The following is a 26,716-nucleotide window of genomic DNA, read 5'->3' as shown; positions in this document are numbered from 1 at the left end:
GCGGCCGCGCCGAAACCCGCGCCAGCATCGCAGCCGGCGGCGACCGCCAGCCCGCCGCCGGCCGCGCCTTCCTCGTCGTCCTATTCCGGCAAGGTGGATATCGAATGCGACATGCTGGTGCTGGGCGCCGGCCCCGGCGGCTACTCGGCCGCCTTCCGCGCCGCCGATCTCGGCATGAAGACGGTGCTGGTCGAGCGTTACGATACGCTTGGCGGCGTGTGTCTCAATGTCGGCTGTATCCCGAGCAAGGCGCTGCTGCATACGGCATCAGTGATCGACGAGGTCCGGCATCTGCCCGACCATGGAATTTCATTCGGAACGCCGCAGATCGACCTTGGCAAGCTCCGCGGCTTCAAGGACGGCGTGATCAAGAAGCTGACGGGTGGCCTTGCCGGCATGGCAAAGGCCCGCAAGGTCGAGGTCGTGAACGGGGTCGGGGCCTTCCTGGACCCGTATCATCTCGAGGTCGTCTCCGAGGCTGGCGGCAAGAAGACGGTGAAATTCGCCAAGGCCATCATCGCCGCCGGCAGCCAGGCCGTGAAACTGCCGTTCCTGCCCCAGGATTCGCGCATCGTCGATTCGACGGGCGCGCTGCAACTCAAGTCGATTCCCAAGCGCATGCTGGTGATCGGTGGCGGCATCATCGGGCTCGAAATGGCGACGGTGTACTCGACGCTCGGCGCGCGCATCGACGTCGTCGAAATGCTCGACGGCCTGATGCAGGGGGCCGACCGCGACCTGGTCAAGGTCTGGGAGAAGATGAACGCGGGCCGCTTCGACAAGGTCATGTTGAAGACCAAGACGGTCGGTGCGAAGGCGACTGAAGCCGGGATCGAGGTGAGCTTCGAGGGCGAACAGGCACCCGCCGGACCGCAGGTCTATGATCTCGTTCTGGTGTCGGTCGGTCGCAGCCCGAACGGCAAGAAGATCGGCGCTGAGAAGGCCGGCGTCGCGGTGACCGAGCGCGGTTTCATCGACGTCGACAAGCAGATGCGTACCAACGTGGCGCATATCTTCGCGATCGGCGACATCGTTGGCCAACCGATGCTGGCGCACAAGGCCGTGCATGAAGCCCATGTCGCCGCCGAAGTCGCGCACGGCGAAAAATCATACTTCGACGCACGGCAGATTCCGTCCGTCGCCTACACCGATCCCGAAGTCGCCTGGGCCGGCAAGACCGAGGACCAATGCAAGGCCGAAGGAATCAAGTTCGGAAAGTCGGTCTTCCCCTGGGCGGCCTCGGGCCGCGCCATCGCCAACGGTCGCGACGAGGGTTTTACCAAGCTGCTGTTCGACACGGCAACGCATCGTGTCATCGGTGGCGGCATCGTCGGCACGCATGCCGGCGATCTCATCAGCGAGATCTGCCTTGCGGTCGAGATGGGTTGCGAGCCCGCCGATATCGGCAAGACCATTCACCCGCATCCGACGCTCGGCGAGTCCATCGGCATGGCGGCCGAGGTGTTTGAGGGCCACTGTACGGACCTGCCGCCGCAGAAGAAAAAGTGACGCTGAGACGGCGCTGCTGGCTGTCGCAGCTGCGAAGGAAAGCGCAGACTAGGCAGGGCGCGGTCGAGATGAAGGAGACGGTCATGGTTCAAGGAGCGTGGCGAATTCTTATCCTTCTCGCCTTTGTCCTGCTTCCGCCCACGCTGGCGTCGGCAAGGGAGGCGCATTGGCCCCAGGTGCTCACGCTCGGCACCGCATCGGAAGGCGGCACCTATTACGCCTATGGCGAAGGGCTGGCTCGATTGCTCACGCGAGAACTTGGCATCCCGGTTGTGGCACGACCGACCGGCGGCCCGATTGACAACATCAAGCTGCTCGAGAGCGGCGAAATCCAACTGGCCTTCGTCACGCAAGGTGTGGCGTTGCAGGCGTGGAACGCCAGCGCTCCCTGGACCGGTGGGCGGCCATACCGGAACATGCGCGTCATGTTCGCGATGTACGATACGCCGTTTCAGTTTCAGGTGCTCAGCGACTCGCCCATTCAATCCTTTGCCGATTTCGCGGGCAAGCGTATCGGTGTCGGGCCCGAGGGCGGCACCACAGCCACCTACTTTCCCGAGTTCCTCAAGGCGCTGAAGATCGAGGCCACCCTGGTTTCCGGCGATTGGGCGGTGCTTGCGGAGAAGTCGGTGGGGCGAAGCATCGATGCGCTTGCGGTTGGTGCCGGCGTACCGGCTCCATTCCTCATCGACATCGAGCGAAAGGCGAAGGTGCGGTACCTTCCTCTCACGCGGCAGGAGATCGCAACGCTGCGCCTGGCGATGCCGGAACTCTCCGCATCCGTTGTCGCGGCGGGTTCATATCCCACCTTGCGACGCCGTTACGACACGGTCGGCCTGTTCAATTTTGCCGTTGCGCACAAGGATCTGCCGGACGATCTGGTCACGGCCATCGTCAACACTGTGTTCGCCAATAACGAGCAGATGATCGAATTTCATCCGGCGGCGGCGGAAACGATCCCCTCGAACATCACGCGCAATAATTTCATCCCGCTGCATGGCGGCGCGGTCAGTTGGTATCGCAGCAGGCTTACGCCCGGGGTTGTGAATGCGGACTGAGATAAAATTCAGGGAGGAATGAGATATGGCAACGGCAGCAGCAACGACAGGCGGCCATTCCGTAAAATGGTATCAGCACCTCTATGTGCAGGTTTTGGCTGCAATCACATGCGGCATACTACTGGGCCATTTTCATCCTCAGCTTGGCGAGCAGATGAAGCCGCTCGGCGATGCCTTTATCAAATGCATCAAGATGATCATCGCCCCGATCATCTTCTTCACGGTCGTGCACGGTATTGCCAGCATGCGCGACATGAAGAAGGTCGGACGTGTTGGTTTGAAGGCATTGATCTATTTCGAAGTGCTGACGACGGCGGCGCTGATCATCGGACTTATCGTCATCAATTTGTGGAAGCCCGGCGCGGGCATGAACGTCGACCTGTCGACCGTTGATACAAAATCGATCGCGGCCTTCACGGCAAAAGCGAAGGAGCAGGGCACGGTCCAGTTTCTGATGGACATTATCCCGCCGACCGTCGTCGGCGCTTTTGCCAACGGCGAAATCCTGCAAGTGCTGTTCTTTGCGATCCTGTTTGCATTCGGGCTGCAAGCTCTCGGTCATCACGGTGAGGGCGTGCTGCGGCTGATTGATGTCGTGAGCCACGTGTTCTTCAAGATCGTGGGCTACATCATGAAAGTTGCGCCGATCGGAGCGTTCGGCGCGATGGCGTTCACGATCGGCAAGTACGGCGTGGCGACGCTGGTTTCGTTGGCAAACTTCATGCTGGCGTTTTACGTCACATGCTTGTTGTTCGTCTTCGTCGTGCTCGGCGCCGTTGCTGCTCTTTGCGGCTTCTCGATCTTCAAGTTCATCCGTTACATCAAGGAAGAACTCCTGATCGTTCTTGGCACTTCGTCGTCGGAATCAGTGCTGCCTCGCATGATCGCCAAGACTGAAAATCTCGGCTGCGAAAAGTCGGTCGTCGGTCTGGTCATTCCTACCGGCTATTCGTTCAACCTCGACGGCACCTGCATCTACCTGACAATGGCCGCGATTTTCCTGGCGCAGGCGACCAATACGCCTCTGACGATCTGGCAAGAGCTCGGCATCATTGGTGTTTTGCTCCTTACATCCAAGGGCGCAGCTGGTGTCACGGGATCCGGCTTCATCGTTCTGGCCGCGACACTTGCCTCCGTCGGGACGATTCCGGTCGCGAGCATCGCCTTGATCCTGGGCATTGACCGCTTCATGTCGGAGGCGCGCGCGCTCACCAACCTGATCGGAAACGGCGTTGCCACAGTCGTCGTCGCCAAATGGGAAGGGGCGCTCGATGAGAAAATGCTTCATCGACGGCTGAACCAGGAGAGTGATGTCGAAGCGGATGAGCCTGAGTCCGTGAAGATTGCGGATGACGAGATCGAGGCAGGTGCCCCCCGGCCAGTCGTCGCTTGACCGTGAAAACGGCAGAGGTGATGCGGAACGCTAAACGAGGAGTTGATCATGACTGAAGTAGTGATTGTATCTGCTGCGCGGACGCCGGTTGGTTCGTTCAATGGCGCGTTCGGTTCGCTGACCGCCCATGAACTTGGGGCGGTGGCGATCAAGGGAGCGCTGGATCGTGCCAGGGTCTCGCCCGAAGAGGTCGACGAGGTCATCCTGGGTCAGGTCCTTGCCGGTGGCGAGGGACAAAATCCGGCTCGGCAGGCCGCCATGGCGGCAGGCATTCCGCAGGAGAAAACGGCGTGGGGCATGAACCAGCTCTGCGGTTCGGGCCTGCGCTCGGTCGCTCTCGGCCTGCAGCAGATCGCCAATGGTGATGCCAAGGTCATCGTCGCCGGCGGTATGGAATCCATGTCGATGGCGCCGCATCTGTCGCACATGCGGAATGGCACCAAGATGGGGGACACCAAGTTCGTCGACTCCATGCTGAAGGACGGCCTCCTCGACGCGTTCCACGGTTATCACATGGGTGTCACGGCGGAGAATATCGCCGCCAAATGGCAGATATCTCGCGAGGAGCAGGACGCGTTCGCCACGAGCTCGCAGAACAAGGCTGAAGATGCGCAGAAGGCCGGTAGGTTCAAGGACGAGATCGTTTCCGTCACGGTCAAGACCAGAAAGGGCGACGTCGTCGTCGACCAGGACGAATATATCCGCGCTGGTACCACACTCGACGCGCTCGCGAAGCTGAAGCCCGCCTTCAACAAGGAAGGCTCGGTGACCGCGGGCAATGCTTCCGGCCTGAACGATGGTGCGGCTGCGCTGGTGTTGATGAGTGCTGACGAAGCCAAGAAGCGCGGGCTCACGCCGCTGGCAAAGATCGTCTCCTGGGCGACCGCGGGCGTCGATCCGGCGGTGATGGGGTCGGGGCCAATCCCGGCTTCGCGCAAGGCGCTTGAAAAGGCCGGCTGGAAAGTCAGGGATCTCGATCTGGTCGAGGCCAACGAGGCCTTCGCAGCGCAGGCGATCGCCGTCAACAAGGACATGGGCTGGGATCCTTCGATCGTGAATGTGAACGGCGGCGCCATCGCCATCGGGCATCCGATCGGTGCATCCGGCGCGCGCGTTCTGACGACGCTGCTGTTCGAGATGCAGAAGCGTGATGCGAAGAAGGGCCTTGCTACGCTGTGCATCGGCGGCGGCATGGGCGTCGCGCTGACAGTCGAGCGCTAGGCCAGCAGTCGGTTTTACCGGCTTCAAACAAGGCAAACGCGGATGGCACTAGCCGTCCGCGAAGGACCGAGGCTCGCAAGAGCCGGCGAATACAACATGAACCGATCAGGAGGAGACGATGTCCAGGGTTGCGGTGGTTACCGGCGGCACGCGCGGCATAGGCGAGGCAATCTCGGTTGGGCTCAAGGCGGCCGGCTACAAGGTGGCTGCGAGCTATGCCGGCAATGACGAGGCGGCGGCGAAGTTCAAGAACGAGACCGGCATCAACGTCTACAAGTGGGACGTGTCGAGCTACGACGCCTGCGTCGCCGGACTGAAGCAGGTCGAAGCCGAGCTGGGGCCGGTGGAAGTGCTGGTCAACAATGCCGGTATCACCAAGGACGGCATGTTCCACAAGATGACGCCAGAGCAGTGGTATGGCGTCATCAACACCAATCTGAATTCGCTGTTCAACATGACGCGGCCGGTGTGGGAAGGCATGCGCGAGCGCAAGTTCGGTCGTGTGATCTGCATTTCCTCGATCAACGGCCAAAAAGGCCAGATGGGCCAGGTCAATTATTCCGCCGCCAAGGCGGGAGACATCGGTTTCGTGAAGGCGCTGGCCCAGGAGGGAGCTCGCGCCGGCATCACCGTCAACACGATCTGTCCCGGCTATATCGCCACCGAAATGGTCAAGGCGATCAACCCGGACGTCGTGGCCAAGAACATCCTGCCACAGATCCCGGTCGGTCGGTTGGGCGAGCCGCACGAGATCGCGCGAACCGTCGTGTTCCTGGCATCTGATGATGCCGGCTTCATCACGGGCTCGACGATTTCAGCCAATGGCGGCCAGCACATGAGCTGAGCCGCACCATGTCGAAGGAGAGAGAAATGTCCGACAGCAAACCTAAGGCAAACGACCTTGATTGGAGTTTTGCCGAGTTCGACTTCGCCAAGCTCGTCCAATCCTGCCGGATCAGTGGCGTCGACATGATGCCGTCGATGGACATGGAGAAGAAGTACATCGACGCTCTCGTCGAGGTCAACCGCTCGGCATATGACGGCTGGCAAAATCTGATGGCGCGACAAGCCGAGGTGTTCCAGGAGACCATGAAGGCGATCGCCGTCGAGGCGAGTGACGAATCTGTCGCGGGACGACGCGCTGAAATCGCCAGGCAGGGGTTCGAAAGAGCGATCGCCAACATGCGCCAGCTCGTCGAGATGTCGACCGAACAGCAGAAGCAAACGATCGAAATATTGCGCCGGCGTTTCGAGGACGGAATGGCGAGCATGCGCACGCGCGACGGAAGCGCCTGAGGCCTGCCGGCCACACAAGAGCAGGAGAGGGGCGGTTGCATCCGCCTCCCGAACAAAGAAGCAAAATCGGGGAATACGATGAACCAGGATCTGAGGGAAGCCGCACTCGAATATCATCGCCTGCCGAGGCCAGGAAAGATTTCCGTGGTGCCGACCACGGCCATGGCGACACAGCGCGATCTGTCGCTGGCCTATTCGCCGGGCGTGGCGGAGCCTTGCCTGGTTATCGCCAAGGACCCGCTGCAGGCCGATGAGCTGACCGCGCGCAGCAATCTCGTGGCTGTCGTCACCAACGGCACCGCGGTGCTTGGTCTCGGTAATATCGGCGCGCTGGCCGGCAAGCCGGTGATGGAAGGCAAGGCGTGCCTGTTCAAGAAGTTCGCCGGAATCGACGTGTTCGACATCGAACTCGCCGAAGAGGATCCTGACGCCCTGATCGAGACCATCGCCAGGATGGAGCCGACCTTCGGCGGCATTAACCTCGAGGATATCAAGGCGCCGGAATGCTTCTACATCGAACAGAAGCTTCGCACCCGAATGAAGATTCCGGTGTTTCACGATGACCAGCACGGCACCGCGATCATCGCCGCCGCGGCCATCCTCAACGGCCTGAAGCTGGTCAAGAAGGACATTGCGGACGTCAAGCTCGTCTGCTCCGGCGCCGGCGCAGCGGCGCTGGCCTGTCTCGATCTCATCGTCAGTCTTGGTTTGCCACACGATCGAATCATCGTGACCGACGCAAAAGGCGTCGTCTATGCGGGCCGCACCGAGGGCATGGACGACAACAAGGCGCGCTATGCGGTGAAAACGGACGCCCGCAAGCTCGACGACATCATCCAGGACGCGGATATCTTTCTCGGTCTGTCGGCCGGCAATGTGCTGACCCAGGACATGGTCAGGAAGATGGCGCGGGACCCCCTGATCTTCGCCATGGCCAACCCGATCCCTGAGATCATGCCGGAAGACGCGCTGGCGGTTCGCCCGGATGCGATCATCGGCACGGGGCGATCGGACTACCCCAACCAGATCAACAATGTGCTGTGTTTTCCGTTCATCTTCAGGGGCGCGCTCGACTGCGGAGCGACGACGATCAACGAGGAAATGAAGCTTGCGACCGTGCGTGCGCTCGCGGATCTGGCGATGACGGAAGTGCCCGAGGTGGTGGCCACCGCGTACAAGGGAGAAAAGCTCCGCTTCGGCCGCGACTATCTCATTCCAAAGCCGCTCGACCCGCGGCTCATCGAGGTCGTCGCACCGGCGGTGGCGAAGGCCGCGGCCGACAGCGGTGTCGCCAAGCGTCCGATTGCGGACATGGAGGCCTATCGCCAGCAGCTCAGCCGTTTCGTCTATCAGTCCGGCAACGCGATGCAGCCGGTCTTCTCCGTGGCGAAGGGGAGCGGCAAGTCCTTGCTGCTGGCCGAGGGCGAAGACGAGCGCGTGCTGCGCGCTGCCCAGGTGGTCGTTGACGAGAGGATCGCGCGACCCTTGCTGGTTGGCCGTCCCTCGACGATCGAGGAGCGGATCAAGTCGTTCGATCTCCGGCTGAGGCCGGGCATGGACTGCGACATCATCGATCCGCATGATGCGGAGATCTACTCCAAATGCGCGGAAGTGTATCATTCGCGCAGAAAGCGCGACGGCGTATCGGCTGGTCTCGCTCTCTCGGAGACCCGAAGCAATGCGACCGTCCTTGCCTCGCTCCTTCTCGCAAGGGGGGGTGGCGATGCGATGCTGTGTGGGGTCATCGGCAGGACATCCGACCATCTGGCCGCCATACGCAATGTGATCGGCACCCGCGACGATGCGCGGACTCTCGCCGTGATGCAGATGCTGATTCTGCCGCAGCATCAGCTGTTCATTTGCGACACCCATTGCCACCTTAATCCGACCGCCGAGCAGGTCGCCGACATCGCCTTGTTGGCGGCGGCGGAGGTCAGGCGGTTCGGTATCACGCCGCGGGTGGCGTTGTTGTCGCATTCCAGCTTCGGCAGCTCCGCGGCCCCGGAAGCCAACAAGATGCGGGAGGCGAGGGCGATCATTCGCGAGCGATCGCCCGATCTGGCGGTCGAGGGCGAGATGCGCGGAGACGCCGCGCTATCGGCCTCCGTGCTTCACCACGAATTTCCCGATTCCGGTTTCGAGGGGCCGGCGAACGTGCTGGTGATGCCGAATCTCGACGCCGCCAACATCTCCTACAATCTGCTGCGGATGGCGGCCGGGCAGGGCTTGACGGTGGGCGGCATCCTCCTCGGAGCGGCAAAGCCGGCCCACATTCTCACGCCATCGTCCACTGTGCGGCGGATCGTGAACATGGCGGCCGTCGCGGTCGCAGACGCCGTCTCCGATCGAGCCTGATCGGGGAGGTGCATTTGGGCGGGTAGTGAACTCGATCGGTCGAGGCCATCATGGGTAAGCCGCAGTTGGGACAGCCCCGGATTGTAATCGTCGGCGGCGGAGCCGGCGGACTGGAGCTTGCGACGCGCCTCGGCGACAAATATGGGCGCAAGGGCAAGCTCGACGTCACGTTGATCGAGCGCAACCGAACGCATGTGTGGAAGCCGAAGCTGCACGAAATTGCAGCCGGCAGCATGGATATCTCGGCTCATGAGGTCGATTATCTCGCCCAGTCCTACTGGCACGGCTTTCGCTACCGGGTCGGGGACATGATCGGCATCGATCGGGATCGCCGCCAGGTGCAGGTGGCCCCGTATTTCGATACCGAAGGTCGCGAGGTCACGCCGAAGCGGAGCTTCGACTATGACGTCCTCGTCATCGCCATCGGAAGCCAGAACAATGATTTTGGCACGCCTGGCGTCGTCAACCATGCAATCAAGCTTGAATCGCAAGCGGATGCGCGGCGATTCCACGAGCGAATGGTCAATGCCTGCATCCGCGCGCACGCCCAATCGTCGCCTCTGGGCGCTCACCAGTTGAAGGTCGCGATCATCGGCGCCGGCGCCACCGGCGTCGAGCTGGCGGCCGAGCTGCACAGGACGACGCGTGAGGTGGTTGCGTATGGCCTCGACCAGGTCGATCCCCAGAAGGACATCAGGATCACGCTGATCGAAGCCGCCGACCGGGTGCTTCCCGCACTGCCCGAGCGGGTGTCGAAGGAGACGGAGAAGCTGCTCGCCAGGCTCGGGGTCAATGTGCTCGCCGGCGCCAAGGTCTCGGAGGTCGGCGCCGACCATGTGAGCCTGACGGACGGCCGCGCCATTCCCGCCGAACTGATCGTATGGGCGGCCGGCATCAAGGCGCCCGATTTCCTGAAGGATATCGCGGGCCTCGAAACCAACCGGATCAATCAGCTCGTCGTCCGGCCGACGCTGCAGACAACGCGTGATGACGGTATCTTTGCCATCGGCGACTGCTCGGCCTGTTCATGGGGCGAGCGCGGCAACATACCGCCACGCGCGCAGGCGGCTCACCAGCAGGCCTCGCACCTCTATTCCCAGATTCCGCGCTATCTGCGGGGCGATCCGATCAAGCACTACAAATACAGGGACTTCGGCTCCCTGGTGTCGCTCGGCGAATTCAGCACAGTCGGCTCGATGATGGGCGCGCTGGTGGGCGGCAACCTGGTGTTCGCAGGCATCTTCGCAAGGATGATGTACCTGTCGCTCTACAAGATGCACGAACACGCGCTGCATGGTTCGGTGAAGGTTTCGCTCGACACGCTGGCCCGCCTGATCACCCGGCGCACCGAACCGCACGTGAAGCTGCATTGACGCGCATTTGAGTCACGGTGTCGCGTGAAGCTGGAGGAATGTTGATGGACGCCGTGTTCCTTGCGCGCATGCAGTTCGCCGCCAACATCACGTTCCACATCCTGTTTCCGTCGATCTCGATCGCGCTCGGCTGGGTGCTGCTGTTCTTCAGGCTAAAGCATCTGCGCGCCACCGATCCGCAGCAGAAGCTCGATTGGCTCCGCGCCTACCGCCTGTGGACCAAGGTGTTTGCCCTGACATTCGCGCTTGGGGTCGTCAGCGGCGTCACCATGAGTTTTCAGTTCGGCACCAACTGGCCGGGCTACATGGAGCGCGTCGGGAATATCGCCGGCCCGTTGCTCAGCTATGAGGTGCTGACCGCATTCTTTTTGGAAGCGGGCTTTCTCGGCGTGATGCTGTTCGGCCACCGCCGGGTTGGCGAGATGGTTCACCTGGGGGCGACCTTCCTCGTCGCGTTCGGCACGCTAATGAGCGCATTCTGGATCCTTGCCCTCAATTCGTGGATGCAGACGCCGGCGGGATACGAAATCGTCAACGGCCAGTTCCATGCGCGGAGCTGGCTGGAGATCATCTTCAATCCATCGTTCCCGTATCGTCTGGTTCACATGATGCTCGCATCTGCGCTCACCTGTGCGTTCCTGCTCATCGGGATCAGCGCCTGGCAACTCCTGAAAGGCGTTGCGACGGACAGCGCATCGCGCGTGCTGCGCACGGGGCTGGTTTTCGCTGCGCTGGCCGCGCCGGCGCAGATGATGGCGGGCGACCTTCACGGGCTCAATACGCTCAAGCATCAGCCGCAGAAGATCGCGGCGATGGAAGGTATTTGGGAAACAACGCGCGGCGCGCCGCTGCTGCTGTTCGCGATCCCGGACGATGCGGCGAGAACGAACCATTTCGAGGTGGCGGTGCCGAAGCTCGCCAGCCTGATCCTTCGGCATGACGCCGACGGCGAACTCAAGGGGCTGAACGAGTTTCCATCGGCTCATCCGCCGGTCTTTGCGGTGTTCTGGTGTTTCCGGATCATGGTGGGAATGGGCATCCTGATGCTGCTGGTCAGCTGGGTTGGCCTGTGGAGGCATTGGCGCGATGGCTGGGATTTTAGCCGGATGCCGCGGCCGATGCTCTGGCTGTTTGCCGGGATGACCTTTGCCGGCTGGGTTGCGACCATCGCCGGTTGGTACGTCACGGAGATCGGACGGCAGCCCTTCATCGTTTCCGGTCTCATTCGAACCGCCGATGTCGCTTCGCGGGTCCCGTCATCGAGCATCGCCGTGACGTTCGCCATCTATGTCGCGGTCTATCTGGCCCTGCTAGCGGCCTATGTCGGCGTGCTCAAATATATGGCCGAGACAGCCGACAAGAAGCCGTACGCGAACGTGAAGGTGAGCCCGGCAGGAGAGCCGCAGCAATATCAGCGCCGGGGAGAATTCGCATGACCTCGATGTCGTTCGATGAACTGCTCCCGCTGATCTTCATCGGCCTGATGGGGGTGTCGCTGCTCGTCTACGTCGTGAGCGACGGATATGATCTCGGCGTCGGTATGCTGATGCACCGGGCGACGCCGGAAGAGCGGGATACCATGGTCGCGTCCATAGGTCCGTTCTGGGATGCCAATGAAACGTGGCTGGTCCTCGGCGTCGGCCTTCTGCTGGTGGCGTTCCCCAAGGCGCATGGACTGGTGTTGTCTGAACTGTATCTGCCGACCGCACTCATGCTGGTCGGCCTGATCCTGCGCGGCGCGGCCTTTGATTTCAGGGTCAAGGCAAAAGCCGGCCGCAAGGCGATGTGGGACCGCTTGTTCATTGCAGGCTCAATGCTTGCGTCGGTGTGCCAGGGGTGGATGCTCGGCCGGTATATCAGCGGCTTCGGCGAGGGCTGGAATTATCCGGTCTTTGCCGGCGCCATCGCGGTGGCGCTGCCGATGGCCTACGCGTTGCTTGGCGCCACATGGCTCGTGATGAAAACGGATGGCCCGCTCCAGGACAAGGCAGTCGAATGGAGCAAGATCGCCTGGCCGCCGATGGTCCTGGGTCTGATCCTGATTTCGATGGCGACACCGTGGATCAGCGAGACGGTTCGCGAGAGGTGGTTTACCCTGCCGGCGATGATTGCGGTGGCGTCGATCCCGGTTACGGCCGGGATCGCGCTCGTGACGGTGCGCGTCCTGCTCGGCTCGCTCGCCGTGCGGGGCGGCCTGTGCTGGCTGCCGTTCGCGCTGCTTGTGCTGGTGTTCTTCCTGAGCTTCCTTGGCCTCAGCTACAGCATCTACCCCTTCGTGGTGATCGACAAGCTCACGGTCTGGGAAGCCGCCAGCAGCCCGGATTCGCTCAAAGTCATCCTGATCGGAGTTTGCGTCACGCTGCCTGTCATTGTCGCCTATACCGCATTTTCCTATCGCGTATTCCGGGGCAAAACCATAAAGTTAGACTATGCGTGAGTTGTCGTCTGTCATGGCCGACGCTCCGCGGTTTGTGCTGGTTCCTGGGATGGCGCAGCTTCCATTCCTGGTGAACACAAAGCGGAGGCCCGAAGTCAGTTCGATGGCGTCCAACTCCCTGCGTTGGCTTGTTCGCGGAACAGCCGCCCTTGCCCTGGTCGCTGCCGCTTCGTGGCTCGGATATGCCGTGGCTTTCCACCGCGGACTGGACCATTTGCACGTTGCCGCTCAGCAGCGGCTTGCGGTGGAAGCAGCCAGGCTCGATGGCCATCTCTCCAGATTTGAATATTTGCCGTCGTTGCTCGAGACGTCCCCGAGCGTTTTCCGGCTGCTCGGCGATCCCGGCGATGGCGCACTGCAAAAATCGGTTAGCCTGTACCTGAAGTCGATCAATCTGCTTGCCGGTGCCGACAACCTCTATGTCCTCAGCGTCTCCGGCGAAGCGTTGGCGGCGGCCGATTTCGAGGATCCGGGCACGCCGGTCGGTCGAAATCTGTCGTACCGCCCCTATGTGAGCGAGGCGCTCGCGAGTGGTCGAGGCGCGTTCTTTGGCGTCGGCATCACCAGTGCGCGCGCCGGCTATTATCTCTCCTATGCCCTGAAGGACGGCGGGGCGATCAAGGGCATCGCCGCCGTCAAGGTCAATCTGGATTCGTTCGAGCGCGCCTGGCGCGATACCGAAGGCGACGTTCTTCTCCTCGACGAACGTCAGGTCGCGATCCTCGCCTCCCGCGACGAGTGGCGCTACCGCCCGATGGCGCCGCTGTCGCGTGAAATGCGCGATGACATTGCGCGATTCAAGCCTTACGGAAACCATGACCTGAGACCGCTCGGATGGACCGTCGTAGCTCAATCCAAGGGCGGCGCTGCACGTGTCAGCACCGAAAGCGGAACTGCCTACAGGATCAGCGAGCTTCCTATCAATCGGGGCCTTTGGAAGCTTGTCCTTCTCGACGACGAGGCGCCGGTACGGCAAACCGCGCTCATCATCGGCGCGATGTCGGGTCTCGCATCCCTTGTTGCCTTGCTCGCGCTTGGTCTTGTGCTGCAACGTCGCAGAGCGATCAAGCAACGGCTGGCCAACCAGGCGGCGTTGCAGGCGGCGAACGACATGCTCGAGACCAGGGTGCAGGAGCGGACCGCGGAACTGCGGGCGACCCAGGATGAACTGGTCCATGCCGGCAAGCTGGCTGCGCTCGGTCAGATGTCGGCCGGCATCGTCCACGAACTGAATCAGCCGCTGGCGGCCCTGCAGACCGCATCCGACAATGCGGTCCTGCTGGTTGATCGCGGCTCGATCGGCGATGCACGCGGAAATCTCATCCGAATTGGCGAACTGGTGCGCCGGCTGGGGCGGTTGACCAGCCAGTTGCGGGTCTTTGCCTACAAGTCAAATAGTCCGCTCGATGCGGTTTCCGTCGAACAGGCCGTCGCCGAATCCCTCAAGATACTCGCCGCGCGCGTCAAGGATGGTGCCGTCGACGTCTCGACCGAGATTGACGCCAACCTTTGCGTGGTGGCCGACCAGACGCGGCTGGAACAGCTGTTGGGCAACATCGTGGGGAACGCCCTGGACGCCGTGGAGGGCGCCGGGAAGAAGTCGATCTTGATCCGGGCCGCCAGGGATGAAGGGCAAGACGGTCGCTGTCGCATCGCCATCAGCAACAGCGGGCCGCCGATTGCGTCCGATGTCCTGCAGCGCATGTTCGAGCCGTTTGTGACGACCAAGCCGGCTGGCAAGGGGCTCGGCCTTGGTCTCATGCTCTCCAATCACATCGCGCGCTCCTTCGGCGGCGAATTGCGCGCGCGAAACCTTGCGCCTGATGGCGCCGAGTTCGTCGTGTTCCTTCCGTTGGCTGACAAGCCAGAGGTCCTGCATGAGCGATGAACAATCGATAGCCGTGATCTATGTCGAGGACGACGACGACGTCCGAATTGGCGGCGTTCAGGCGCTCGAGCTTGCAGGGCTGTCCGTTTCGGATTTCGTCTCGGTCGAAACCGCCGCCCCGTCCGTCAGTGCCGATATGCCGTCTGTCGTGGTTTGCGACGTACGGCTCCGCGGCAAGAGCGGGCTCGAGTGGCTGTCGGACCTGCGTCGCCTGGATCAGGATCTGCCGGTAATCCTGATCACCGGCCACGGCGATATCGCGATGGCCGTGCAGGCGATGCGAAACGGCGCCTACGATTTCATCGAGAAGCCGTGCTCCTCGGAGCAGCTCGTTTCCGTGGTGCGCAGGGCGATCGAAAAGCGACGCCTGACCCTGGAAGTACGCTCGTTGCGGTCTGCCCTGTCGGACCGCCAGGGGATCGAGGCGAGCCTGCTCGGCCGATCGCCGCAGATACAGGAGGTGCGCAGGCTGGTATCCACGTTGGCCTCGGCGAATGTCGACGTCACGATCTATGGCGAAACCGGAACCGGCAAGGACGTGGTCGCGCGCTGCCTGCATAATCATAGCGGACGTCGCGGCGGGCACTACGTCCCGGTGAATTGCGGCGGCCTCCCGGAATCGCTGGTCGAAAGCGAATTGTTCGGCCACGAGGTTGGAGCCTTCACCGGTGCCACGCGCCAGCGTGTTGGCAAGATCGAATATGCCAATGCCGGAACGCTGTTCCTCGACGAGATCGAAAGCATGCCGCTCAGCGTGCAGGTGAAGCTGCTGAGGTCACTGCAGGAGCGATCGATCGAACGCGTTGGCTCGAACAAGCCGATCGCTGTGGATTGTCGTGTCGTGGCGGCCAGCAAGGCAAACTTGCTGGAGCTGAGCGAAAAGCGGCTGTTTCGGGCAGACCTGTATTATCGCCTGGGCGTCGCATTCATCGAGCTGCCGCCGCTTCGGGAGCGGCGAGAGGATATCCCACTGCTGTTCGAGCACTTCACGCTGGATGCTGCCAGGCGCTTCGAGCGCGACGCGCCGATATTGGACGAGCATACCAAGTCTCTCTTGATGGCCCATTCGTGGCCAGGAAACGTCAGGGAGCTCCGTAACGTCGCCGATCGCTTTGTGCTCGGTGTGCTCGATGGCAGGGCGATCAACAAGTCCAGCGTCGGCATGTCGGATGTATCGCTGCCGCGGCAACTGGAAAACATCGAACGATCGATCATCGAGGATGCGCTGCGGCGCAAGCAGGGCGACGTTCAGGCCACCGCTGCGCTTCTGAGCATTCCGAAGCAGACGCTGTACGACAAGATCAAGCGTCTTGCCGTCAATGTCGACGGGATCAGGGAAGGCTCGGCCGTCCGCCCCGGCTCTTGAGGATGACAAGCGAGCCGTCAAGACGCGCTCGAACATGCGTGCACGGCGGGCAGGAGTGTGAAGGGCGCCAGGTAGAAGCAGCCCGGAACGGGAAACGAAACATCCATTGTTGAGGGAGGCGTGAGCGATGAATCGGCCATTCAATATGCCGGACGAGTTCGTTGAAGCGTTCGTGAAGGCTGGCGCGAGTCTTTGGAGTGCGTTGGGGTGGACACCGAATGCCGATCGTAACGGTGCCGGGTTCGGCGCAGCGCCGGGTTCGCCCGGTCGCTTCGCCGAACTACAGGCCGATCATTTGATGCGTCTCTACCAGCTCACGGAACACGCCCTTAAATCGGCTGCGGGGCAGCCGACGGAAGTGGCCATTGAGCCTGCGCGCGGTGATCGCAGGTTCAGCGCAACGGAATGGCGCGACAATTCACTCTATAGCCTGCTGAAGCAATGTTACCTGCTGAATTCGCGCTATTGTACCGACTTTGTCGAAGCGCTCGATCTGGACGAAAAGGAAAAACATCGGCTGCGTTTCTTCACGCGCCAGCTTGTAGAGGCGATGAGCCCGACCAATTTTGTCGCTACCAATCCCGATGCGATCAAGATTGCAACCGACAGCGAAGGTCAAAGTCTCAAGGCTGGCCTGGACAACCTGATGGCAGACCTGGGCAGGGGCAGCCTGACGATCACGGACGAGGGCGCATTCGAGGTCGGAAAGGACGTCGCGACATCGAAGGGCGCGGTCGTATTCGAAAACGATCTGTTTCAGCTTATTCAGTATGAACCGGCGACGGAACAGGTGGCCGTGCGGCCACTGCTGATCGTGCCACCCTGCATCAACAAGTTCTACATTCTGGATCTCCAGCCGGCCAATTCCTTCGTGCGGTTTGCGGTGGAGCAGGGGCAGACGGTCTTCGTGGTGTCCTGGCGCAATCCGGACGACTCTTGCGGCCACTTCGGATGGGATCACTACGTTGAGCAGGGGGCGATGCGCGCCATTGAAATAGCGCGATCGATATCAGGCGCCGACAAGGTCAACGCCCTTGGCTGGTGCGTTGGCGGTACCATCCTGTCGTCCGCGCTCGCAATCCTGCGGACGCGAGGTGACGAGTCGGTTGCGAGTGTGACACTGCTGACGACCATGCTCGATTTCCGGGAGCCGGGTGATCTCGGCGTGTTCGTGGACGAAGAGAGTGTGCTCCAGCGCGAGCTGACGATCGGCAACGGAGGCATCTATCGCGGCGCCGAGCTTGGGTTCGTATTCCAAACCCTGCGTTCGAAAGAGCTGATATGGCCGAACGTGGTCAATCACTACCTGAAGGGAAAGCCGCCGGAACGTTTCGATCTTCTGTTCTGGAACGCCGACGTAACCAATCTGCCGGGACCGATGTATTGCTGGTACATCAGGAACATGTACCTGGAGAACAATCTCCGGAATCCGAACAGATTGATGATGTGCGGCATGTCGGTCGATTTGGGGCGGGTTGACCTGCCTGCCTACGTTCTGGCGACCGTCGAGGATCACATCGTGCCGTGGCGATCCGCCTATCGCACGACGGGCCTGTTCAGCGGCGACACTCGTTTTGTTCTCGGCGCGAGCGGGCATATTGCCGGCGTGATCAACCCGGCATCGAAGAACAAGCGAAGCTATTGGGTGTCGAGCGAGCGATGCGACGAGCCGGCGGCATGGCTGGCCGGCGCCGAAGAAAGGCCGGGCAGCTGGTGGAACGACTGGATCGCGTGGCTCAAGCCGTGGGCGGAAGACCAACTGCCGGCGCGCAGGCAACTCGGCAGCAACCTCTATCCTCCGGGCGAACCGGCGCCGGGTCGATACGTCAAGGCGAAGGCGACCTGATGGTTTGATCCCGCAAGGCTAAAGCCATGGTCAGGTCGAGCGTCAAGCAGTGTTTGACGGCGCGGGCGGCATCGCGCCACGCTGGTGCTCGCGCAGACCGACTATGAGGTCGGTGCTAGCTGGTAGATCGCGTTCGCTTCGTTTTCAGCGAGATCGTTTCTGATACGAAATTGATGCGCCGGCGTGCCAGGAGAACGGCAAGAATGTCGCATCAGGATTTTTGATGCTTTGCGTTCACTGCGATCGCTGCGGCCGCGGTGCGGTTCTCGACGCCGAGCTTGGAGTAGATCTGCTCGAGGTGCTTGTCGACGGTGCGAGGGGAGAGGCCCAGGATCTGCGCGATGTCGCGATTGGTCTTGCCCTTGGAAAGCCACGACAGCACCTCGCCCTCGCGCGTGGTCAGGCCCAGTTCGCTGGAAAATTCCGCCGGCGCGTCGGCGCCTGAATCCTTGGCCAGCCGGAGCAGGAATTCGTTCGCTCCAAGCTTGCCCATGTATTGCAGGCGAAGCTGTTCGTGGCCCTGCAGCGGCGCCATCACCGCGGCCTTGGCGCCGGCCTTGCCCTTGCGCGCCTGATCGAGCCATTGCGGGATCGGTTCCGGCAGCACGACATCGTCGCCCTCGGCCGCAAACGCGTCCGCCAGCAGTTTCTGCGCCTGCGGCGTTGCCCACATGATCTTGCCCGCGGCATTCACCGCGAGCAGATAGCGGCCGGAGACGTCGAGCGCGGCACGGGCGCTCTGGGTCAGCCGGGCGTTGGCGAGGTGAACGCGGATGCGCGCCAGCATCTCCTGGATTGCGATTGGCTTGGTCACATAGTCGACGCCACCGGCTTCAAGGCCGCGCACGATGTGCTCGGTTTCGGCCAGCCCCGTCATGAAGATAATCGGCACGTGGTCGAGGCCTGCGTCGCGCTTCAGCCGCCGGCAGGTCTCGAACCCGTCCATGCCTGGCATCACGGCGTCGAGCAGCACAATGTCGGGCGTGATCTGGTCGACGATCCTCATCGCGGAGGCGCCGTCGAGCGCAACCATCACCGTCATCCCTGCGCCGTCGAGCGCATCGGTCAACAGCCGCAGCGTCTCCGGGGAATCGTCGACGACGAGGGCGACGTCGCGTTTTTTCGGTTCAGTGATCATGGCTGTGCAGGGCTTTCAGGGTCGCCATGTACTGATCGAGATCGAAACGGTCGATCAGCGCGCGCATTTGCGAAACGAAATCGGCATGTTCGGGGTGATCGTTGCCGATCTCATCGAGCTTGACCTGGATCGCTCTGATATAACCGAGCTGCCCGAGGCCAATCAGCTCTTCGACGTGCTTCACCGGCGGCCGCGAGCCCGTCTCCGGCTTCCAGTGCGGGGCCGGGATCTGACCGGCCTCATACTGCCATTCGAGCTTGAGCAACTGCCGGATGATCTCCAGCAGTTTTGGAATGTCAATCGGCTTCATCAGATAGCCGTCGTGGAACGGCTGCGCCAGCGGCGCGCCGTGCGCCTCCAGCGCGCTAGCCGACACCATCAGGATGCGGGCCTGATGATGGCCGCTCTCGCGCAACGCCTGCGCTACCGTCCATCCATCCATGCCGGCCATGGAGATATCCAGCAGGAACAGATCTGGGCGGCAATGCTGCGCCAGCGCGAGGCACCCGGGGCCGTCGGGCGCGCTGAGCAGGATGAAACCGAGCGGCGTCAACACCTCGCGCAATAGATCGCGATGCGTTGGATCGTCGTCGGTGATCAGAATGGTCTTGCGTTGGCCGTGATAGCCGAAGATCGGCGCCTCCACCGCGGCGATGCGGGTCGGATTGGTCACCTCCGACAGCAGGATCTTGACCCGAAACGTGCTGCCGGTGCCGACATCGCTGGTCACCTTGATATCGCCGCCCATCACGCCGGCCAGCAGCCGGCTGATGGTCAGCCCGAGCCCGGTGCCGGTCTGCGGCTGCGAGACGCCGAGCGCACCGCGTTCGAACGGCGCAAAGATCCGTTCGAGATCATCAGCCCGGATGCCGGGTCCGGTGTCGATGATCTCGAACTCGGCAACCGGGCTGCGGTAATGCACAGCGAATTGTACGCTGCCGCTCTGCGTGAATTTCAGCGCATTCGACAGCAGGTTGATCAGGACCTGTCGCAACCGCTTCTCGTCGGCATAGACCACGACCGGCAGCACCGCAGGCCGCTTGAACACGAAGTCGATGCCCTTGGCGGCCGCCTGAACGCGAAACATGCCGACGAGCTGGTCGAGGAACTCGCTCAACCGCACCTCATCGCGCGACAGATACAGCCGCCCTGCCTCGATCTTGGAAATATCGAGAATGCCGTCGATCAGTCCCGATAGATGATCGGCGCTTCGTCGCACCACGCGCACCTGGTCGCGGGGCTTGGTGGCCAGGCTCGAATCCTGCTCCAGCAATTGCGCGTAGCCGGAAATGGCGTTCAGCGGCGAGCGCAGCTCGTGGCTCAGCCCGACCACGTAGCGGCTCTTGGCGAGGTTGGCGGACTCAGCGACTTCCTTGGCGCGCTGCAACTCGGCGTCGGTGCGCTTATGCGCGTCGATTTCCTGAATCAGCAGCGTGGTCTGCCGCCGCGTCTCGGCCTCCGCAGCGCGGCGGCTCTGCTCCGCCAGCACGAACAGCCACGCCACCACGCCGATAATGATGGAGAGCGCAAAGAACACCTTCCACAGCACGTCGGACAGCACGAAGTTCTCGACCGGCATCGTCGCCGATGTCTGCAGATAGATCAGCCCGAGCGTCAGCCCGACGAGGCCGGCGGAAACCGCGAACACGCCGAGATAATGTCCGAACTGAGAGTTGATCCGCGCGTAGATTGTCTCCGGCAGCAGTTTCCCGAGCATGTCCGAGACCTGGGCGCCGGCGCGTGCATGCGGCTTGCAGAGATCGTGGCAGCGCGCATCGAGCGAACAGCACAGCGAGCAGATCGGCCCGGCGTAAGCCGGGCAGGAGGCCATATCCTCTGGCTCGAACGAATGCTCGCAGATGCAGCACTGGATCGATTCGAGGTTCTGCCAGCTCCGCTTCGGTTTTCGCGCGATGTAATATTTGCCGTCGGTCGCCCACGCGATCAGCGGCGCGGTGATGAAGGCAACGGCCAGCGCCACGAAGGCGGAGAGCGCCTTCGCCGTCGGCCCGAACAGGCCATAGAACGCCGAGATCGAGACGATGGTCGCGATCGTCATCGCGCCGACGCCGACCGGGTTGATGTCGCAGAGATGCGCGCGCTTGAACTCGATGTGCTGCGGCCGCAGTCCGAGCGGCTTGTTGACGACGAGATCGGCGACCAGCGCGCCGACCCAGGCAATCGCGACGTTGGAATAGAGCGCCAGCGTCTGCTCCAGCGCCTTGTAGACGCCGATCTCCATCAGCAGCAGCGCCACCACGACATTGAAGACCAGCCACACCACGCGGCCGGGATGGCTATGGGTCAGCCGCGAGAAGAAGTTCGACCAGGCGATCGAGCCGGCATAGGCGTTGGTGACGTTGATCTTGATCTGCGAGAGGATGACGAAGGCGCCGGTCAATGCCAGCGCCATGTCGGGCTGTGACAGCACGTATCGAAACGCCTCGAGGTACATGTGCGCCGGTTCAGCCGCCTGCTCGCTGGAGAGCCCGTGGCTCAGCGCGAAGAAGGCGAGGAACGAACCGAGCAACAGCTTGAGCGCGCCGAAGATGATCCAGCCGGGGCCTGCGATCAATAGCGCAATCCACCACGACGTTCGCGACGTGCGGCGATCACGCGGCAGAAAGCGCAGGAAGTCGACCTGCTCGCCGATCTGCGCCACCAGCGAGAACACGACTGAAGCGGCGGTGCCGAACAGCAGCAAATCGAGATGCCCGCCGGGGTCGCCGTGGTCGCCGGCGAACTTGCGCCATTCCGTGAACGAAAGCGGATTGGCATAGGCGATCGCGACAAAGGGGAGAATGTGCAGGATGATCCAGATCGGCTGCGTCCACAATTGGAAGCGGCTGATCAGCGTGATGCCGTAGGTCACCAGCGGAATGATCACGACGGCGCTGATGAGATAGCCGATCGGGCGGGGGATGCCGAAGCACATCTCGAGCGCGGAGGCGAGGATGACCGCCTCGATCGCGAAGAAAATGAAGGTGAAGGAGGCGTAGATCAGCGACGTAATCGTCGAGCCGATATAGCCGAAGCCGGCGCCGCGGGTCAGCAGATCAATATCGATGCCGCATTTGGCGGCATGATAGGCAATCGGCAGCCCGCAGAAGAAGATGACGACGCTGACGACCAGGATGGCAACGGTAGCGTTGGTGGCGCCATAGTTCAGCGTAATCGTACCGCCGATCGCTTCCAGCGCCAGAAACGAGATCGCGCCAAGGGCCGTATTGGCGACGCGGGCGGCTGACCATCGCCGCGCGCTCTTAGCGGTGAAGCGCAGCGCGTAGTCTTCCAGCGTCTGGTTGGCAACCCATTGATTATATTGGCGCCTGACGCGGTCTATCCGCTGCCGCCCTGCCACCTATTTGCTCCTGCCCAGTTCAGCCGACCCCCGTCCAGCCAGCAAACTCCGTACCAAAACCTACGTCGCTATTTTGCGGTGCAGTATACGCAATCCCACGTATCTGTGCAGTGCACAATTCTGGGCAATCCTCGCCTGACCAATAAGCGTTCTCGAAACAAAAATGGGGTGCTCATGTCAGACGAACCAAACAAGGGCTTGCAGTCGCCGCTTCGCCGCAAATTGCTGATGGGCGCGGCGGCCTTGCCGCTCATTTCGATCCTTCCGCGACCATCTTTCGGGGCAGGTCCTGCTACCTCCGTGGTCAACACCACGGGCCTCGCGGTCACCGATACGGAAGTCACCGTCGGCATTCTGCACTCCGCCACCGGCACGATGGCGATCTCGGAGACCGGCTCGATCCAGGCCGAAAAGCTCGCGATCGAACAGATCAACGCCATGGGCGGCGTGCTCGGGCGCAAGATCAAGTTCATCCAGGAAGACGGCGCCAGCGACTGGCCGACCTTTGCCGAAAAGGCCAAGAAGCTTCTCGTCAACGACAAGGTCGCCGCGATCATGGGCTGCTGGACCTCGGCCTCGCGCAAGGCGGTGCTGCCGGTCGTCGAGCAGTATAACGGCATGCTCTATTATCCGACCTTCTATGAAGGCCTCGAGCAGTCCAAGAACGTCATCTATACCGGCCAGGAAGCCACCCAGCAGATTCTCGCCGGCCTCAACTGGATCGCCAAGGAGAAGGGCGCCAAATCGTTCTTCTTCATCGGCTCGGACTACATCTGGCCGCGCACCTCGAACAAGATCGCGCGCAAGCACGTCGAGAACGTGCTGAAGGGCAAGGTCGTCGGCGAGGAATATTACGCGCTCGGCAGCACCCAGTTCAATTCGGTCATCAACAAGATCAAGCTGACCAAGCCCGACGTCATCTTCACCGACGTGGTCGGCGGTTCGAACGTCGCGTTCTACAAGCAGCTCAAGGCGGCGGGCGTCGATCTCTCGAAGCAGGCGCTGCTCACGATCTCGGTCACCGAGGACGAAATCGACGGCATCGGCGGCGAGAACATCGCGGGCGCCTATGCCTGCATGAAGTACTTCCAGTCACTCGACAATGCCAACAACAAGGCCTTCGTGCCGGCCTTCAAGAAACTGTGGGGCGAGAAGACCGTGATCGGCGACGTCACGCAGGCCGGCTATCTCGGCCCGTGGCTGTGGAAGCTGACCGTCGAGAAGGCCGGCAGCTTCGACGTCGACAAGATCGCAGCCGCCTCGCCCGGCGTCGAATTCAAGGAAGCGCCCGAAGGCTATGTGCGCATCCATGAAAATCATCACCTCTGGTCGAAGACCCGGGTCGGTCGCGCCAAGCTCGATGGCCAGTTCGAGCTGATCTTCGAGACGTCGGACCTCGTCGAGCCCGATCCGTTCCCGAAGGGCTACCAGTAAGCGCAAGCGGACTCACCGCAAGCTTTCCGAGCAAGAGCTCCCTGGCGTGGACCGTCAATCCGCGCTTGACGACCCCGCGTCGCGACTTTGCTCGCGGCGCGGGGACTTTATCCCCTCGACGGAGAAACATCGATGTTCGGTGACTACTCGATTGGCGACCTGGGCTCCATCTTCGTCATGCAGGGCTTTGCGGGCCTGGTCCTGTTTTCCGTCTACGTGCTGATGGCGCTGGGGCTGGCGATCATCTTCGGCCAGATGGGCGTCATCAACATGGCGCATGGCGAGTTCATGATCCTCGGCGCCTACGTCACATGGCTGACGTCGAATACGTTCCAGTCCTACCTTCCGAGCTTGTTCAGCGGCTATTTCTTCCTCGCGATGATACTGGCCTTCCTGGCCTCCGGCGCGCTGGGGATGCTGGTGGAATGGGTGCTGATACGGCACCTCTATAAAAGACCGCTCGATACGCTGCTCGCCACCTGGGGCCTCAGCCTGATGCTGCAGCAGACCTATCGCTCGGTGTTCGGCCCGCGCGAGGTCGGCGTCGAACTGCCGCAATGGATGCTGGGTTCGCTCAAGGTGACCGACAGCATCGAGGTCCCGATCAACGGCGTCTTCGTGATGGGCCTGACGGTGCTGATCACCGTCGTGGTCGCTTACGTCCTGTACAAGTCGCGCTGGGGCCGTCAGGTCCGCGCCGTGGTGCAGAACCGCATCATGGCCGGCGCCGTCGGCATCAATACCGAGAAGGTTGACCGCTACACCTTCGGGCTCGGCTGCGGTATCGCCGGTATCGCCGGAAGCGCCTTCACCATGATCGGCTCGACCGGGCCCACCTCAGGCCAGCTCTACATCGTCGATACTTTCCTGGTTGTCGTGTTCGGCGGCGCCGCCAGCCTGCTCGGCACCATCGCCTCCGCCTTCTCGATCTCGCAGACCCAGTCGACGCTGGAATTCTTCACGTCGGGCTCGATGGCAAAGGTGCTCACGCTGCTCGCTGTGGTCGGAATTCTGATGCTGCGGCCGCAAGGCCTGTTCGCCCTCAAAGTCCGAAAATAACAGAGAGCAGGCACGATCATGATCAACTCACGCTTTTTCAATCGATCCGAGCTCATCGGCTTCATTGCGCTCGCCGCCATCCTGTTCGTGATCCTGCCGCTGTCGCTGGACGTGTTCCGCCTCAACCTGGTCGCGAAATATCTGACCTACGCCTTTGTCGCGATCGGGCTCGTGCTGTGCTGGGGCTATGGCGGCATTCTGAGCCTGGGGCAGGGGGTGTTCTTCGGCCTTGGCGGCTACTGCATGGCGATGTTCCTCAAGCTGGAAGCCTCCAGCGTCGAGAACACCAAGATCCAATCCACACCCGGCATTCCGGATTTCATGGACTGGAATCAGATCACTGCGCTGCCGCTGTTCTGGCAGCCGTTCCACAGTCTCACCTTTACCATCGCCGCCATCATCCTGGTGCCCAGCCTGTTCGCCCTGATCATCGGCACTGCGATGTTCAAGCGTCGTGTCGGCGGCACCTACTTCGCGATCATCACCCAGGCCGTCGCCGCGATCCTGACCATCCTGATCGTGGGACAGCAGGGCTATACCGGCGGCATCAACGGCATGACCGACCTGCGCACGCTGAAGGGCTGGGACATCCGTCCCGACCACGCCAAGGTCATCCTCTATTTCGTCGAGGTCGTGCTGCTGTTCGCCTGCATCGGCATCGCGCAGTTCATCCGCCTGACCAAGCTCGGCCGTATCCTGGTGGCGATGCGCGAGCAGGAAGACCGCGTCCGCTTTTCCGGCTACAGCGTCGCCAACTTCAAGATCTTTGCCTTCTGCATGGCCGCGGTCTTCGCCGCGATCGGCGGCGCCATGTTCGCGCTCAATGTCGGCTTCATGTCACCGTCCTTTGTAGGCATCGTGCCGTCGATCGAGATGGTGATCTACACGGCGGTCGGCGGGCGGATGTCGATCTTCGGCGCGGTGTGGGGCTCTCTGCTGGTCAATTTTGCCAAGACCGGCCTCTCCGAATCCTTCCCGCAACTCTGGTTGTTCGGCCTCGGCGCGCTGTTCATCGCGGTCGTGCTGGCCTTCCCGAACGGCCTGTCGGGAATCTGGGCCGATTACGTTCAGCCGCGCATCGACCGGCTGCTGGCATCGCGCAAATCAAAACCTAAAGACGGCTGGAATTCCGTCGCTGACGGCGCACCGGCGGAGTGAGGAGATAGATCATACTCATCGGTCACCTCGGTGCCGATGCCCAACTGGCGAAATGAGGAAATAGATCATGCTCATCGGTCACCAGCCCAAACCCTTCCTGCTCGCGGTCGAGGGCCTCACCGTGTCGTTCGACGGCTTCAAGGCCGTGAACAATCTCTCGTTCTATGTCGAGGAGAACGAGATCCGCGTCATCATCGGACCCAACGGCGCCGGCAAGACCACGGTGCTCGACCTGATCTGCGGAAAGACCAAGGCGACCTCAGGCTCGATCCAGTTTCGCGGCAAGGAGCTGACGAAGCTGAAAGAGAACCAGATCGTGCAGACCGGGGTGGGGCGCAAGTTCCAGACGCCGTCGGTGTTCGAAGACCTCACCGTGTTCGAGAACCTCGAGATTTCATACCCGCGCGGCCGCACGGTGTTCGGTTCGCTCGCCTTCCAGCGAGACGCGGCGGTCAAGGAACGCGTCGAGGAGGTCGCCGAGATGATCTTCCTGAAAGATCGCCTCGACACCTATGCCGACCAGCTCAGCCACGGCCAGAAGCAATGGCTCGAGATCGGCATGCTGCTGATCCAGGACCCGGAGCTCCTGATGCTCGACGAGCCGGTAGCCGGCATGAGCGTCAGCGAGCGCGCCAAGACCGCCGAGCTTCTGAACCGCATCATCAAGGACCGCTCGGTGCTGGTGATCGAGCACGACATGAAATTCGTCGAGGACATCGCCCACAAGGTCACGGTGCTTCACCAGGGCCAGATCTTGTCGGAGGGGACGATGGAGAAGGTCAAGAACGATCCGAAGGTCATTGAAGTTTACCTCGGGCATTAAG

At 61.9% G+C, this 26,716-nt stretch carries 19 protein-coding genes; 17 read left to right on the top strand and 2 right to left on the bottom strand.

Features of this window, described 5'->3' with window-relative positions:
• The 13 genes from lpdA to phaC form a co-directional block, all read left to right on the top strand.
• Positions 1-1,509 (top strand): dihydrolipoyl dehydrogenase (gene lpdA, locus CQ12_RS13180; protein ID WP_057835728.1); only part of this gene is annotated, 1,509 nt, incomplete at its 5' end.
• An 83-nt stretch (positions 1,510-1,592) separates the two neighbouring features.
• A complete protein-coding gene (locus CQ12_RS13175) occupies positions 1,593-2,567 on the top strand; it encodes a TAXI family TRAP transporter solute-binding subunit (protein ID WP_063799733.1) in 975 nt (324 codons plus the stop codon).
• Between the two features lie 25 nt (positions 2,568-2,592).
• Positions 2,593-3,960 (top strand): dicarboxylate/amino acid:cation symporter, encoded by a 1,368-nt coding sequence (locus tag CQ12_RS13170; protein WP_057835727.1) that lies wholly within the window; start codon positions 2,593-2,595, stop codon positions 3,958-3,960.
• Positions 3,961-4,008: 48 nt separating this feature from the next.
• Positions 4,009-5,181 carry an acetyl-CoA C-acetyltransferase gene (locus CQ12_RS13165; protein WP_057835726.1) on the top strand — a complete coding sequence of 391 codons (1,173 nt, stop codon included), beginning with the start codon at positions 4,009-4,011 and terminating at the stop codon, positions 5,179-5,181.
• 118 nt (positions 5,182-5,299) lie between these two features.
• Positions 5,300-6,025 carry an acetoacetyl-CoA reductase gene (gene phbB, locus CQ12_RS13160; RefSeq protein ID WP_057835725.1) on the top strand — a complete coding sequence of 242 codons (726 nt, stop codon included), beginning with the start codon at positions 5,300-5,302 and terminating at the stop codon, positions 6,023-6,025.
• A 26-nt stretch (positions 6,026-6,051) separates the two neighbouring features.
• Positions 6,052-6,477, top strand: coding sequence for a TIGR01841 family phasin (gene phaP / locus CQ12_RS13155; protein WP_198164135.1), 426 nt, complete (start codon positions 6,052-6,054; stop codon positions 6,475-6,477).
• 78 nt (positions 6,478-6,555) lie between these two features.
• Entirely contained in the window at positions 6,556-8,832 is a 2,277-nt protein-coding gene (locus CQ12_RS13150) for an NADP-dependent malic enzyme (RefSeq protein ID WP_057835723.1), read from the top strand.
• 50 nt (positions 8,833-8,882) lie between these two features.
• On the top strand, positions 8,883-10,205 hold the full coding sequence (locus CQ12_RS13145; RefSeq protein ID WP_057835722.1) for an NAD(P)/FAD-dependent oxidoreductase: 1,323 nt from the start codon (positions 8,883-8,885) through the stop codon (positions 10,203-10,205).
• 44 nt (positions 10,206-10,249) lie between these two features.
• Complete coding sequence (locus CQ12_RS13140) at positions 10,250-11,641, top strand: cytochrome ubiquinol oxidase subunit I (protein ID WP_198164134.1); 1,392 nt, start codon at positions 10,250-10,252, stop codon at positions 11,639-11,641.
• Positions 11,638-12,642 carry a cytochrome d ubiquinol oxidase subunit II gene (gene cydB, locus CQ12_RS13135; RefSeq protein WP_157088180.1) on the top strand — a complete coding sequence of 335 codons (1,005 nt, stop codon included), beginning with the start codon at positions 11,638-11,640 and terminating at the stop codon, positions 12,640-12,642. The genes CQ12_RS13140 and cydB overlap by 4 nt, the downstream gene beginning before the upstream one ends.
• Before the next feature lie 187 nt (positions 12,643-12,829).
• On the top strand, positions 12,830-14,530 hold the full coding sequence (locus CQ12_RS13130) for a sensor histidine kinase (protein ID WP_347337423.1): 1,701 nt from the start codon (positions 12,830-12,832) through the stop codon (positions 14,528-14,530).
• Positions 14,520-15,896 carry a sigma-54-dependent transcriptional regulator gene (locus CQ12_RS13125; protein ID WP_057835720.1) on the top strand — a complete coding sequence of 459 codons (1,377 nt, stop codon included), beginning with the start codon at positions 14,520-14,522 and terminating at the stop codon, positions 15,894-15,896. The genes CQ12_RS13130 and CQ12_RS13125 overlap by 11 nt, the downstream gene beginning before the upstream one ends.
• A 127-nt stretch (positions 15,897-16,023) precedes the next feature.
• Positions 16,024-17,742 carry a class I poly(R)-hydroxyalkanoic acid synthase gene (gene phaC / locus CQ12_RS13120; protein WP_057835719.1) on the top strand — a complete coding sequence of 573 codons (1,719 nt, stop codon included), beginning with the start codon at positions 16,024-16,026 and terminating at the stop codon, positions 17,740-17,742.
• 211 nt (positions 17,743-17,953) lie between these two features.
• On the opposite strand, the gene CQ12_RS13115 is transcribed toward phaC, so the two are convergent.
• The gene (locus CQ12_RS13115) at positions 17,954-18,880 is read right to left on the bottom strand and encodes a response regulator (RefSeq protein WP_057835718.1); all 927 of its coding nucleotides are present in this window, start codon (positions 18,878-18,880) and stop codon (positions 17,954-17,956) included.
• The gene (locus tag CQ12_RS13110) at positions 18,870-22,241 is read right to left on the bottom strand and encodes a hybrid sensor histidine kinase/response regulator (protein ID WP_057835717.1); all 3,372 of its coding nucleotides are present in this window, start codon (positions 22,239-22,241) and stop codon (positions 18,870-18,872) included. Before CQ12_RS13110 ends, CQ12_RS13115 begins: the two co-directional genes overlap by 11 nt.
• A 174-nt stretch (positions 22,242-22,415) precedes the next feature.
• Here CQ12_RS13110 and urtA point away from each other — a divergent pair, with 174 nt between their 5' ends.
• From urtA to urtD, 4 genes are all read left to right on the top strand, one after another.
• Positions 22,416-23,675, top strand: a complete 1,260-nt coding sequence (urtA, locus tag CQ12_RS13105) for an urea ABC transporter substrate-binding protein (RefSeq protein WP_057835716.1) — start codon at positions 22,416-22,418, stop codon at positions 23,673-23,675.
• A gap of 132 nt (positions 23,676-23,807) precedes the next feature.
• Positions 23,808-24,734 carry an urea ABC transporter permease subunit UrtB gene (gene urtB / locus CQ12_RS13100; protein WP_057835715.1) on the top strand — a complete coding sequence of 309 codons (927 nt, stop codon included), beginning with the start codon at positions 23,808-23,810 and terminating at the stop codon, positions 24,732-24,734.
• Positions 24,735-24,752: 18 nt separating this feature from the next.
• Positions 24,753-25,892: an urea ABC transporter permease subunit UrtC gene (urtC, locus tag CQ12_RS13095; RefSeq protein ID WP_057835714.1), complete on the top strand. Its 1,140-nt coding sequence runs from the start codon at positions 24,753-24,755 to the stop codon at positions 25,890-25,892.
• A gap of 67 nt (positions 25,893-25,959) precedes the next feature.
• On the top strand, positions 25,960-26,715 hold the full coding sequence (gene urtD, locus CQ12_RS13090; protein WP_057835713.1) for an urea ABC transporter ATP-binding protein UrtD: 756 nt from the start codon (positions 25,960-25,962) through the stop codon (positions 26,713-26,715).
• The last annotated feature ends 1 nt before the right edge of the window (position 26,716 follow it).

It is taken from the genome of Bradyrhizobium jicamae, from assembly GCF_001440395.1.
Taxonomy (GTDB): Bacteria; Pseudomonadota; Alphaproteobacteria; order Rhizobiales; family Xanthobacteraceae; genus Bradyrhizobium; species Bradyrhizobium jicamae.
Note: the sequence above shows the minus strand (reverse complement) of the source record. Positions and strands in the feature narration are given on the sequence as shown.